General features: G+C 51.3%; 15 protein-coding genes. 6 read left to right on the forward strand and 9 right to left on the reverse strand.

The window, feature by feature from the left end; genetic code table 11:
- Window positions 1-37 precede the first annotated feature (37 nt).
- From LG202_RS06565 to LG202_RS06585, 5 genes are all read right to left on the reverse strand, one after another.
- The gene (locus tag LG202_RS06565) at window positions 38-640 is read right to left on the reverse strand and encodes a nitroreductase family protein (protein ID WP_230347594.1); all 603 of its coding nucleotides are present in this window, start codon (window positions 638-640) and stop codon (window positions 38-40) included.
- A 4-nt stretch (window positions 641-644) separates the two neighbouring features.
- Window positions 645-1,721 (reverse strand): alkene reductase, encoded by a 1,077-nt coding sequence (locus LG202_RS06570; RefSeq protein ID WP_230347595.1) that lies wholly within the window; start codon window positions 1,719-1,721, stop codon window positions 645-647.
- 83 nt (window positions 1,722-1,804) lie between these two features.
- On the reverse strand, window positions 1,805-2,386 hold the full coding sequence (locus LG202_RS06575; protein ID WP_230347596.1) for a YceI family protein: 582 nt from the start codon (window positions 2,384-2,386) through the stop codon (window positions 1,805-1,807).
- A gap of 38 nt (window positions 2,387-2,424) precedes the next feature.
- Window positions 2,425-2,991, reverse strand: a complete 567-nt coding sequence (locus LG202_RS06580; RefSeq protein WP_230347597.1) for a flavodoxin family protein — start codon at window positions 2,989-2,991, stop codon at window positions 2,425-2,427.
- A 26-nt stretch (window positions 2,992-3,017) separates the two neighbouring features.
- Entirely contained in the window at window positions 3,018-3,731 is a 714-nt protein-coding gene (locus LG202_RS06585; RefSeq protein ID WP_230347598.1) for a pirin family protein, read from the reverse strand.
- A gap of 138 nt (window positions 3,732-3,869) precedes the next feature.
- Here LG202_RS06585 and cysZ point away from each other — a divergent pair, with 138 nt between their 5' ends.
- The 5 genes from cysZ to LG202_RS06610 all read left to right on the forward strand — a co-directional run bounded on the left by cysZ (window position 3,870) and on the right by LG202_RS06610 (window position 6,992).
- Entirely contained in the window at window positions 3,870-4,631 is a 762-nt protein-coding gene (gene cysZ / locus LG202_RS06590; protein WP_230347599.1) for a sulfate transporter CysZ, read from the forward strand.
- Window positions 4,628-5,533, forward strand: coding sequence for a LysR family transcriptional regulator (locus tag LG202_RS06595; protein ID WP_230347600.1), 906 nt, complete (start codon window positions 4,628-4,630; stop codon window positions 5,531-5,533). The genes cysZ and LG202_RS06595 overlap by 4 nt, the downstream gene beginning before the upstream one ends.
- Window positions 5,534-5,665: 132 nt before the next feature.
- Complete coding sequence (locus LG202_RS06600) at window positions 5,666-6,121, forward strand: phosphate-starvation-inducible PsiE family protein (RefSeq protein ID WP_230347601.1); 456 nt, start codon at window positions 5,666-5,668, stop codon at window positions 6,119-6,121.
- Window positions 6,122-6,220: 99 nt separating this feature from the next.
- Entirely contained in the window at window positions 6,221-6,721 is a 501-nt protein-coding gene (gene tadA / locus LG202_RS06605) for a tRNA adenosine(34) deaminase TadA (RefSeq protein WP_230347602.1), read from the forward strand.
- Window positions 6,722-6,773: 52 nt separating this feature from the next.
- A complete protein-coding gene (locus tag LG202_RS06610; protein ID WP_230347603.1) occupies window positions 6,774-6,992 on the forward strand; it encodes a hypothetical protein in 219 nt (72 codons plus the stop codon).
- A gap of 6 nt (window positions 6,993-6,998) precedes the next feature.
- Here the strand turns inward: LG202_RS06610 and LG202_RS06615 are convergent, their stop codons facing one another.
- On the reverse strand, window positions 6,999-8,072 hold the full coding sequence (locus LG202_RS06615; RefSeq protein ID WP_230347604.1) for a rhomboid family intramembrane serine protease: 1,074 nt from the start codon (window positions 8,070-8,072) through the stop codon (window positions 6,999-7,001).
- Between the two features lie 79 nt (window positions 8,073-8,151).
- Complete coding sequence (locus tag LG202_RS06620) at window positions 8,152-8,838, reverse strand: Bax inhibitor-1/YccA family protein (RefSeq protein ID WP_230347605.1); 687 nt, start codon at window positions 8,836-8,838, stop codon at window positions 8,152-8,154.
- Between the two features lie 348 nt (window positions 8,839-9,186).
- Here LG202_RS06620 and LG202_RS06625 point away from each other — a divergent pair, with 348 nt between their 5' ends.
- Window positions 9,187-9,705, forward strand: a complete 519-nt coding sequence (locus LG202_RS06625; protein WP_230347606.1) for an FxDxF family PEP-CTERM protein — start codon at window positions 9,187-9,189, stop codon at window positions 9,703-9,705.
- A gap of 63 nt (window positions 9,706-9,768) precedes the next feature.
- Here LG202_RS06625 and nagZ read toward each other — a convergent pair whose 3' ends face one another.
- Window positions 9,769-10,818 carry a beta-N-acetylhexosaminidase gene (nagZ, locus tag LG202_RS06630; RefSeq protein ID WP_230347607.1) on the reverse strand — a complete coding sequence of 350 codons (1,050 nt, stop codon included), beginning with the start codon at window positions 10,816-10,818 and terminating at the stop codon, window positions 9,769-9,771.
- Between the two features lie 31 nt (window positions 10,819-10,849).
- Entirely contained in the window at window positions 10,850-11,548 is a 699-nt protein-coding gene (locus tag LG202_RS06635; protein WP_230347608.1) for a queuosine precursor transporter, read from the reverse strand.
- Window positions 11,549-11,550: the final 2 nt, after the last annotated feature.

Consider the following 11,550-nt stretch of genomic DNA (forward strand, 5'->3'; position numbering starts at 1 on the left):
GGAATTTTTCATTATAACAGACCTGTATACCTGCTACTCAAGCAATAGGCTTGCCCCAGGCGCTATCAAAGAACAACTCACCCAGCTCGCGACGGGTACGTGGTGCCAACTCGCGCTCCTTGATCTCGCCTTCCAGGGTGGCAGGATCTGCAGCATAGCCCACTGAGATCAGGGCAATTATCTGGATCTGCTCTGGCACAGCAAAGGCGGCACGTAGCTTATCCGCATCAAAGCCTGCCATCTGGTGTGCTTGCAAGCCTAGCGCTGTTGCCTGCAGGCAAAGGTTCTCCGCTGCTGCACCGCTGTCATAGGCGGCAAAAGGATTGGGCTTGCCATTGTGGTGGAACTTGGTATCAGCAGCGATCAATACCAGTACTGGGGATTCCTTCACCCAGCCTTGGTTGAATTCGACCAGGGTTTCAAAGGCTTTTTGCCAGGCGGCTGCATCCTTGTTCTTATCCCAGACGATGAAGCGCCAAGGTTGGTCACCATAGCAGGAAGGTGCCCAGCGGGCAGCCTCGAGCAAGGCAATGGTTTGCTCATGTGTCACTGGCTTGCTGGCATCATAGGCGCGGCCACTCCAGCGCTCGGCAATGGTGTTATCAATCGCTACGCTGGTGACGGCTGGTTTTCTTGACATATTGTTATCCTTTTAGGGTTGGGTAATCAGTGTAGCCTTTGGCATCGCCACCGTAGAAGGTGGCTTGGTCAGGCGTATTCAGCGGCGCATCCTGTTGGAAACGCTCGACAAGATCAGGGTTGGCAATATAGATAGCACCATAGGCAACAGCATCAACATGCCCAGAAGCAATCGCCGCATTGCCCTTGGCCTTATCGTAGCCAAGGTTGGCAATATAAGCGCCTTGGAAATGTTGGCGCAAGTCGGCAAAGTCAAATACTGGTACGTCAGCGCCCCCCATACCACCTTCGACAACATGAAGATAAGCCAGGCCAAACGGATTCAAGGAATCTGCCACATGATTGAACAAGGCTTGAGGGTTGGAATCACTGATATCGTTAAACGGGTTGAGCGGAGAAATGCGTACGCCCACACGGTCAGCGCCAGCCACTTCAACCACTGCCTTGGTCACTTCCAATAACAGACGGGTACGGTTGACGATACTTCCACCGTATTCATCAGTGCGGTGATTAGTGCCATCACGCAGGAACTGATCCAGCAAATAACCATTGGCAGCGTGAATCTCAACGCCGTCGAACCCAGCTGCTAATGCATTGCGAGTGGCAATCACATAATCTGCAACAATGCCTGGTAACTCCTCAATGGCCAATGCGCGCGGTGTAACGAAATCCTGCAAGCCTTCATAGGTGAAAGCCTGCCCGGCAGGTTTAATAGCAGAAGGTGCTACAGGCAAAGCATTGCCTGGTTGCAAGGATGGATGCGAAATCCGACCGACATGCCAGAGTTGCAGCACGATCTTGCCTCCCTTGGCATGCACGGCATTGGTCACCAACTTCCAGCCTTCAACTTGCTCAGCATCATGAATGCCAGGTGTGGCAGGATAACCATGGGCAGTGGCAGAAATCGGCGTAGCCTCGGTAATAATTAACCCAGAGGAAGCTCGCTGGGCATAATATTCAGCATTGATCGGCTGCGGCACATTGCCTTTACCCGCTCGGTTACGGGTCAAGGGTGCCATGATGATACGGTTCTTGAGTGCGATGCTGCCCAGTTTGACCGGGCTGAATAAATCGTCGGACATTCAACTCTCCTCTTTCAATCAATTCAATAACAAAACGCCGTACTTGCAGGGCAAGACGGCGTTGATGTCGTGGGTATGCTGCCTTATTTCTTGATGCCTTCGATCAGCAAGGTCACTTCAATATCATCCCCTACGGGCGAACCAGGCTTGCCCCAACCATACCCATAATCAGAAGCCTTGATGATAGTCTTGGCTTCAATGCCGGTACGCACACCGCCCCATGGATCCTTGCCAAAGCCCAGCACCGCAAACGGGAAAGTGACTTCCTTGGTGACGCCATTAATAGTGAGCTTGCCAGTGACGTTGCCTTGGCTTGTTGTCGTCGGCACGATCTTGCTGCTGACAAAATGCATCTCGCCAAACTTGCCAGCGTTCAGGTATTCCTCTTTCTTGATGTGTTCATCACGCTTCTCATTACTGGTATTCACACTCAAGACATTGATCTTGGCATCCACGCTGGAATTGGCGAGGTTGTCCTTGTCGATGACCAGCTTGCCTGTCACATCGCTGAATGTACCGGAAGTTTTGGAAACAACGTGGCGAATCGCAAAATTGGCAAAACTATGTTTGTTGTCGATTTCATAAGTTTCAGCTGCGGCAAATGCCAAGCTGCTAGCTGCGAATAAGCCTGCTACCAGGCTTAGTTTGGCGATGGAATGATGCATTGGAACTCCTCTCTGATGATCAAAATTCATTATTCGTTTTAGGCGCGTAACTTATTGGTGATATGGGCAACACGCTCACCCAGGTGTTCGGCAGTAAGCAAGTCGCTTTGCAATGGGGCCACATCAGCACCCTGATCACTATTTGCCTGCGCCAGCGCCCCCAGGAAACCGCCAAGACGGTTCAAATCATTGACCGAGCCTGTGCTGCTATTGTTCCCTGGCAGCAAGTCATTTCCTACCCAGATCATGCCATGCTGGGCTGCGAAAATGGTCAATTGCACAATCGTATTGAGTTTATCCCCGCTCTGGCTAGCAGAGGTTGTGAAGCCCGCAGCGACTTTGTCTTTCCAGCCACGCTGATACCAAATGCTAGAGCTCGCCTCCATGAATGCCTTGAACTGGGCAGAGGCAGAACCCATATAGGTTGGACTGCCAAAGATAATCGCATCGGCTGCGTTAAGCGTATCCCAATCCTGCTGCGCCTGCTCGGAATTCAAGAGCGTTACCTCAGTACCTGCCACCTTCTCTGCACCACGTGCAACTGCCTTCGCCTGAGCCTCGGTATGACCGTAGCCACTGTGATAAACCACTACAACTTTCGTCATAATGCTTCCTTTCTAATGACACAAGATTAATGGGATTGGTGTGCTGGCAAGTCAAATAAGAGGAGTTCTGCCTCCTCCCCTGCCGTTATCTCGATCTGCTGCTGGGCATCGACCTTGGCTGCATCACCAGCTTCCAGCAACAAGCCATTCAACGCGATACTGCCACGCGCCACCTGCAAGTAGACGCTACGTCCTGGAGATACACTGTATCCGAGCTGCTGATTCTCAGTCAGCACTGTTGCATACAATTCAACATCTTGATGGATATGTAAAGAATCCTCCCGGCCATCACGTGATGCAATCAAGCGCCAACGGTCTTGCTTTTGTGCTGCTGCAAAATGCTTTTCTTCATATCCAGGCGTTATCCCATTCTTCTCGGGTAGTAGCCATATCTGCAAGAGATGTGCCTGGGTAAGATCAGACGCATTGAATTCGCTATGAACGATACCGGTACCTGCACTCATACGCTGCACATCACCGGCGCGGATCACCGAGCCATTGCCCAGGCTATCCTCATGGCGCAATTCGCCCTTGAGCATATAAGTGATGATTTCCATATCGCGGTGGGGATGCATGCCAAAGCCCATACCTGCTGCAATGACATCCTCGTTAATCACACGCAGGACGGAATAATGCATGTGCTCTGGGTCTTGATAACTGGAAAAGGAAAATGAATGGTAGCTATCTAGCCAGCCATGATTTGCATGGCCGCGATCCTGTGCTTTGCGCAAACTGATCATGCTATACCTCCTCATCTTCAAGAATATTGAACGTGAGCAGGCATAGTAGATAATCGCTGCCAGTATGAATAGCAAAGAATTTTGTATATATTGTTCAAAAATTATGAACATGTTGCGACTGCACCGCTCATACACGTCATGAACACTGCTATTCACCCTCGCCCGCTCTCCGGGCCGCAATATTTAATGCAAGGCCTAAGGTTGGTGCTCAGCCCTGGCTTGCGCCTATTCGTGCTGTTGCCATTACTCGCCAATCTCGCACTTTTCATTGGTATGGTCTATTACAGCGTGCAGCAATTCGGCCAATGGCTGACCAGACTATTGGCCACCCTACCCGGTTGGCTAGATTTTCTTTATTACCTGGCCTGGCCGCTATTTGTCCTCCTGCTGGTTCTCATCATCTTTTTTACCTTCAGCTTGTTTGCCAACCTGATTGCCGCCCCTTTCAATGGCCTGTTGGCAGAAAAAGTCGAGGTCATGGTGCGTGGCGAGGATGATTTCCCTCCCTTCAACCTACAAGAACTGCTTGCTATGGTGCCAAGAACATTAAGCCGCGAGCTACGCAAACTCATGTACTTCTTGCCACGTGCGCTTGGTTTACTGATTTTGTCATTGATCCCAGGCATCAACCTGCTGGCTCCGCCATTATGGCTGCTATTTGGCATTTGGATGATGTGCGTGCAATACCTGGATTATCCGGCAGATAACCACAAATTAAGTTGGCAGGCCATGCTGACCTGGCTACGACAAAAGCGCTGGAAAAGCCTGAGTTTCGGGGCCAGCGTCTATGCTGCCTTGTGGATACCCGGCCTCAATGTCTTGATGATGCCTGCGGCGATTGCGGGTGCCACATTGTTCTGGGTACATGAGCGTGATGTCACCAAGATAAGCCAGCCATGAGCATCAAGCTTTCTATCGAGGCACTGGAAGTGCTGGATGCGATTGATCGCGAAGGCAGCTTTTCCGCAGCCGCGGAAAGCTTATATCGCGTACCGTCTGCCATCACCTATACCATACGCACACTGGAAGACAGCCTGAATATCAAACTGTTTGACCGTAGCGGCCACAAGGCCAAGCTTACCGAGGCCGGGCAGGAACTGTTGCGTGAAGGCCGCCACCTGCTCAAGGCAGCAAGCGAACTGGAATGTCGCGTACGCCGCGTAGCTACCGGCGTGGAGACCGACATCAGCATCGCCATCAGTGACATTTTGCGCATGGAACCGCTCTACGACATCCTTGAGCACTTCTACGCCCAGAATTTTGGCACCAGGGTGCGATTGTTGAAGGAAGTATATGGCGGTAGCTGGGATGCCATTATCAGTAACCGCGCCGATATTTCCATCGGTGCACCAGGTGAAGGCCCTCCAGGTGGTGGTTACACAACCCGCCTGCTTGGCTCGCTGGATTTCGTGTTTGCCGTCTCACCTCGGCATCCGCTGGCACACGCCCCTGAACCACTTTCAAATCACGATATCCAGCAATACCGCTCAGTTTCCGCTGCTGACAGCTCACGCAGCTTGCCACCCAAGACTTCCGGCATCCTCGATGGCCAGGATGTGCTCTCAGTACCCGACATCCCCGGCAAGGCCCTGGCGCAGATCAAGGGGCTGGGCGTAGGCTACCTGCCGCGTAAACTGGCTGAATATCATGCAGCCCGTGGCGAGTTGCTGATCCGCGAGGTAGCAGAGCCCAAACCAGCAGTCATTGCCTATATTGCCTGGCGCAGCAATGGCGGCAAGGCACAGCGATGGCTGTTGGATGAATTACAGAAAGTCGAGATGGCAGAGTTCCTGCTAGGGTGAAAGACTGACCAGTATTTATTCATGCAAAATTTGGTATATTGCACAGCGGCATCTCATCTCAACAATAAAGTAACGATGCCGTTGAATAACAACAGTCAATAAAGACAAATAAAGGGGAGACAGGGCACAACCATGGCACAAAATCATTTTCCACGCGAATTCAATGTCATCAATCGCTACACCATACGCGCCATGCTCTGGCTCAATGGTTTCGCGCACATCACGATCGGCCTCGCGCTTGCCGTATCGGTCATGATGTTCGCATGGCTGTTTTTCCTGGATGTCCGCACTGCCTTTGCAGCAAACAATCTTGTGCATGGATTCCTCAATGCGCTAGGTACACTCATGCTGCTCTGGTCGATTTCAGCCTTGATCTCCGCGGAAATCCGCTACCTCATGGGTGCCAAGCTGGAAGTAGAAACCTTTATTGAAGTCGCCATGGTATTGGTGCTACGCAAGCTCATCATCATGCCAGTGCAAGAAGTCACGCCAGACCCGATGGAGGTTTTGCTTTGGGTAGGTGCAGGCCTGATGCTTGGATTGACATTCGTCTTGGTGCGCTTGGGTCAAAAACAGCGCATCGATTAAGCTTACGCACCCTGCACAATCACGGCAAATATCGCGGGCCACATGCCCATGCCAAAACCATGGCAAAATAATGGCCTTGATCAGAACAATGGATACTTGATGTTGGGCCTGCATTCACCTCTGCCAATCACCGATGAAGATTTCATGCGTGCTGCATTGCAACTGGCAGCAGCAGCAGCGCATGCTGGTGAAGTGCCCGTAGGCGCAGTGGTAGTCAAGGATGGTGAAATTATCGGGCGTGGCAGCAATGCGCCCATTACAGGCCATGATCCCAGTGCCCATGCCGAAATCCGCGCCATGCGTGATGCAGCAGCAAAACTCGGCAACTACCGCCTGGTAGGCTGCACTCTCTACGTGACGCTGGAACCCTGCGCCATGTGCGCGGGTGCCATCCAGCATGCCCGCATCGCCAGGCTGGTGTTCGGCGCACACGACTACAAGACCGGCGCATGCGGTAGCGTCATTGATCTCATGGCCGAGGATAAACTTAACCATCACACCACAGTAGAGTCAGGCCTGCTGGCAGCAGAGTGCAGCGCTACCCTTTCCGATTTCTTTGCTGAACGCCGTCGCTTGCAGAAAACAGCCAAGACAGGCTGATTGCCCTAATCACGCATATGATTTCAGCAGTCTAACAAGGAGAAAAACAGCCATGATCCCCGAATCCTATCTGGTCATCTATTTCGTCTCACTTGGCTTGTGCCTGCTTTCCACAATCTACAAAACCACTTGCTTCAAGAACATGCTTTGCCGGCAAATCCTTGGCAACGTCTTCTGGAGCCTGATCCCGGTGATGAACACCTTCAAGGCATTGCTGTGGCTGATGTCGTTGGTGATCGTCGGCCTGGATAAACTCCGCTCCAAGGCCTGACACAAGTTAAGGCAAAGGCTTAGCCGGGAGAGCGGGTTGTTTACCCTGCTTCAATTCCTCGGCAATGGCGCGAGAAGCATCGCGCTTCTGCTTGGTATATTGCAAAATACTTTCCAGTTGTGCAGCGGATGGCAGATTCGAGTCATAAGGCAATTTCGACAAAGCCTCGTAACGCTCCTGATAGCGATCAGTAATATCACTCTCGATCTGTTCACCTAACTCAAGATAAGTCACACTCCCCTGTTTGCTCTCGTGCATGATATTCAACCAGGAACGATTAATCGCCTGGTCTTCCTGGATAAAGGCATTGATCTGCTTTTGCAGCAACAACTCCTCTCCCCAATTGTACTTTGGCTCAGGCAGCTTGATCAGCATAAAACCTACTGCCGCTGCCAGCACTGCACCAGCCACCAGCCTGGGTAAACGCGGGATCACGGCGTGCTCTTGCAACCCTCGCATCAACATCAAGCCAGATAACAAGCCAGTCACAAAGCCGCCAATATGCGCGGCATTATCAATGCTAGGAATCATGAAGCCCAAGGCAATCGTCGCGATCGCAAATACACAAGCCCCGCCGAACAACCAGCGGAATTCGTGCCTATCCAGCACAGCCCGCTCCTGCCAGAGAAATACAATCAGGGCGCCATAAATACCAAAAATTGCCCCTGAAGCCCCGCCAGACACCGCCTGATTGCCTTGCCACACCAGCGACACCAGGTTGCCTAGCAGACCACTCACGAGATAGATCATGAGATAGCGCCAGTGCCCATACATGCGCTCGACCAACTGCCCACCATCCCAGAATGCAATCATGTTCAATGTCAGGTGCACAGCGCCAAAGTGCAGGAACAAGGCAGTAAACAAACGCCACCATTCGCCATCTTGAGTCGCAGGGCCAAAATTAGCCCCCCAGGCCAACTGTATATTGTTGGGCGAATGCCAGAAGCCAGCCCCATTGAACAACATCAGCACAAAAACCAAGAGATTGGCCGCAATCAGGCACTTGGTCACCGGGATACCCGGTGTGCGTTGTTTGATGGCAGCCCCCAGGGAAGGCCAGTTTTTGGTTAGATCACTCATGCATTTAATTTAACAGGTAATACAGAAGCTCAAATAAAAAACCCGCCACAAGGACGGGTTCTTGATCAGCGAATAACGCTTAGTCACGCTCACCCATGAATGCCATCAGCAATTGCAGCAGATTGACAAACAAATTGTAGATATTGATGTACAAAGACAAAGTTGCCATCACGTAGTTGGTTTCGCCACCACGTACAATGCGATTTACATCAAACAAGATGAAGCCAGAGAATAACAATACGGCAATCGCGGAAATCGCCAACGAAGCAGCAGGCACCTGGAAGAACAGGTTAGCCAACGAAGCAACGATCAACAGAATCAGGCCAACCATGAGGAAATTCCCCATGAAGCTGAAATCCTTCTTGGTCGTGGCGCCAATACCAGCCAGGGTCATGAAGATCAGACCAGTACCACCTGCAGCCAAGCCAACCAGCTGACCGCCATTACGCAGATTCAATGCCACTTGCAGGATAGGACCAAGCATCAGGCCCATAAAGAAAGTCAGGCCCAGCAGTAAAACCACGCCGAAGCTGTTATTGCGGTTAGCAGAAATAGCGAAGAACAGGCCAAACATCACGGCCAGCATAATCAAGGAAGACATGATCGGGCTAGCAGCCATCCATGAAAAATTCATGGACATGCCGACCAGTGCGCCAATCACGGTTGGGATCATGGTCAAGCCCAACAACATATAAGTATTGCGCAATACCTTGTGCGCGCCCGCTGGCAGCGTTTGTGTATTAGCGACTTGGTAATTCGTTTGCATCTATGGTACCCCCTAGGAAAAAACTGAAACTAAGCCTAAGACTAGCTAATAACTGTGAAAGTTTCAACCGTTTACACTGAATCAAACCCAGCAAAACCATTGTCATTCGTCATATTTGCTCAGAACTTACATTTTTAAATGTTGGCGTATTGTTAAACATCCAAAACCTGAAATGTCATAATCGCTGAAACCCGCTCTCAATCAAGTAAATCAACCCTGTTAGTTCCTTCGGGCTATTGCTGCCCCAATCGCTCCATCATATTCTCGCCCCATCAATTTAAAACAATATCAACTTGATATTAATTTCGCTGTTAAATTTCTCTTTAGGGGCAATACAAAATGAAGGCAATGAATCTGAAAGCAATTCTGTTGGCTGTTTCACTGATCGGTGCAGCTGCTAGCGCGCAGGCTGCTGCAGTTGTTGAATTTGATGCTGATAACTCAACAGCAACTGAACAGCTTTACACATTTCAAAGCAAAAACCTGACTGGCGGTAGTTTTGATGATTGGATTTCTTTCTCTGTTGATAGCTACGCTGCTCTTAGCGCAGGCATCAACGGCAATAGCACCAAAAGTGTAATTTTTACTGCTTTCGATCTTTATGATTCCCAAAATGGCACACGACTGACCATTGGTGATCTTTCATCGTACTCCGCAAAGCTGACTTACGGCGCTATTGAGGTTGACTCCCTAGCTCCAGCACAATACTGGATCAACATCAAGGGTAACTACACAGGCGTTCCTTCATACACTGGCAACATCGCCCTGATTGCTGCTGTTCCAGAGCCAAGCACTTACGGCATGCTGGCACTGGGCCTGGGCCTGATCGGTTTTGCAGCTCGTAGCCGTTCCAAGTTCTCTGCCTAATCTGGCATTGATCCAATAATAAAAAACCCGCTTAGGCGGGTTTTTTATTATCTATCCAGCAACTCAAACAAACGGTAGATTCCCATCTGCCTTGCCCACCAAGCCAACCCTGTGCACTGCGTGCATAAAATCTGGATCCTCGTGCAAGGCAACCATGCCAGATGGGTGGCGGCCACCATGCATGCGGGCAAGCCTGGCGAGGCTTTGTGCCTGGATATCCCACTTCAAGTTAGCCAATAGTTCATCGGCCTTGTCAGGTTGGTTGCAGAGCAACACCATATCGCAACCAGCATTGAGGGCAGCCAGTGCACGCTGGGTCACATCCCCTGCTACACCGGCTCCTTCCATGGATAGATCATCGCTAAAAATAACGCCATTGAATTCCAGACGCTGGCGCAGGACTTTTTGCAGCCAACGCTCGGAGAAACCGGCGGGTTTGTCGTCGACCTTGGGATAGATAACATGGGCAGGCATGATGGCCTGGATGCCATCATCAATCAGTTGGCGGAAGGTTTGCATATCCGTTGAGGCAATCTGATCGAACTCGCGCTCATCCACTGGGATAGCCACATGCGAATCCGCCACCACATACCCATGGCCAGGAAAATGCTTGCCGACAGCCGCCATGCCGCCGCGTTTGAGGCCTTGGATCAAGGAAAAGGCCAGCTCGTTAATGGCTTGCTTGTCGCCGTGGAAAGCGCGATCACCGATCACTTGGCTTTCACCGTAATCCATGTCAAGCACGGGTGTAAAGCTGAAATCAATGCCATGGGCGCGTAGCTCTGCCGCAATGATCCAGCCAGCCTCCTCTGCCAACTGCCTTGCCTTGCGCGGATGCTCATCCCAAATCTTGCCAAACTCGCGCATGGGCGGGATACGTGTAAAACCCTCACGAAACCGCTGCACGCGCCCGCCCTCGTGATCAACAGCAATCAGCAAGGGTGGCTGACGCACAGCATGAATGCTGTCGGTCAAGGCCTTCAGTTGGGAAGGTGACTCAAAGTTGCGTGCAAAGAGAATAACACCGCCCACCAAGGGGTGACGGATACGGCGTATGTCTGCTGGAGTGAGCTCGGTGCCGACGACATCGAGCATGATAGGGCCTAGGGTCATGTTTTTTCTATCAAATTAATATAAAAACCTGCTATTGCAAGCGGAATGGATTGAAATCGGTATGCCTGTCGTAGTAATCCTCGCTCTCGGCACGCTTGAGGAAAGCCACGACGCGATAGGTCACGGGCGTCAATACTACCTCAACCCCGGTCTTGGCGAGAAACTGGGCAAACATCACCAAGGGCAATTTGTCATCGGGAATAATGCCACTGCCATAAAACGCCAAAGGGTAAAACAGAAGCGAATCAACACCTTCGCCAACGACAGTGGAACCTATGGTGCGCGTCCATAGCCACTTGCCCTCAGTCCAGACCTTCATCTTGGCCAACACCATGGAGTTCACAAATTCGCCACAGGCAAAGGCGATCAACCCAGCCAGGGAAATGCGCCAGGCTGAGCCGAAAGCGACTTCATAAGCATGCTGGTTATGCCAAAACGGTGCAGGTGGCAAGGCAACGATAATCCAGGCCATGGCGGAGGCAAAAGCCAAGGCGGCAAAACCAGTCCAGATCACCCGGCGTGAACGCGCAAAGCCATAGACCTCGGTCAATACATCACCAAATACATAGGAAATAGGGAAAAACAGTACGCCCGCACCAAAGGTAAGGGTGCCGATAAAGGGCAAGTCAAGCTGGGCAATCTTGGCAGGGCCAATCAGGTTGGAGCAAACTAGCACTACCACAAACGCCACCATCACGAAGTCATAATATCGATAAGTGCGCTGTTGCATGA

Source organism: Methylobacillus methanolivorans (genome assembly GCF_054588515.1).

Coding starts and splice junctions, on each gene's coding strand:
- LG202_RS06565 (WP_230347594.1), bottom strand. CDS start 640: ATGTCAAGAAAACCAGCCGTCACCAGCGTAGCGATTGATAACACCATT.
- LG202_RS06570 (WP_230347595.1), bottom strand. CDS start 1,721: ATGTCCGACGATTTATTCAGCCCGGTCAAACTGGGCAGCATCGCACTC.
- LG202_RS06575 (WP_230347596.1), bottom strand. CDS start 2,386: ATGCATCATTCCATCGCCAAACTAAGCCTGGTAGCAGGCTTATTCGCA.
- LG202_RS06580 (WP_230347597.1), bottom strand. CDS start 2,991: ATGACGAAAGTTGTAGTGGTTTATCACAGTGGCTACGGTCATACCGAG.
- LG202_RS06585 (WP_230347598.1), bottom strand. CDS start 3,731: ATGATCAGTTTGCGCAAAGCACAGGATCGCGGCCATGCAAATCATGGC.
- cysZ (WP_230347599.1), top strand. CDS start 3,870: ATGAACACTGCTATTCACCCTCGCCCGCTCTCCGGGCCGCAATATTTA.
- LG202_RS06595 (WP_230347600.1), top strand. CDS start 4,628: ATGAGCATCAAGCTTTCTATCGAGGCACTGGAAGTGCTGGATGCGATT.
- LG202_RS06600 (WP_230347601.1), top strand. CDS start 5,666: ATGGCACAAAATCATTTTCCACGCGAATTCAATGTCATCAATCGCTAC.
- tadA (WP_230347602.1), top strand. CDS start 6,221: ATGTTGGGCCTGCATTCACCTCTGCCAATCACCGATGAAGATTTCATG.
- LG202_RS06610 (WP_230347603.1), top strand. CDS start 6,774: ATGATCCCCGAATCCTATCTGGTCATCTATTTCGTCTCACTTGGCTTG.
- LG202_RS06615 (WP_230347604.1), bottom strand. CDS start 8,072: ATGAGTGATCTAACCAAAAACTGGCCTTCCCTGGGGGCTGCCATCAAA.
- LG202_RS06620 (WP_230347605.1), bottom strand. CDS start 8,838: ATGCAAACGAATTACCAAGTCGCTAATACACAAACGCTGCCAGCGGGC.
- LG202_RS06625 (WP_230347606.1), top strand. CDS start 9,187: ATGAATCTGAAAGCAATTCTGTTGGCTGTTTCACTGATCGGTGCAGCT.
- nagZ (WP_230347607.1), bottom strand. CDS start 10,818: ATGACCCTAGGCCCTATCATGCTCGATGTCGTCGGCACCGAGCTCACT.
- LG202_RS06635 (WP_230347608.1), bottom strand. CDS start 11,548: ATGCAACAGCGCACTTATCGATATTATGACTTCGTGATGGTGGCGTTT.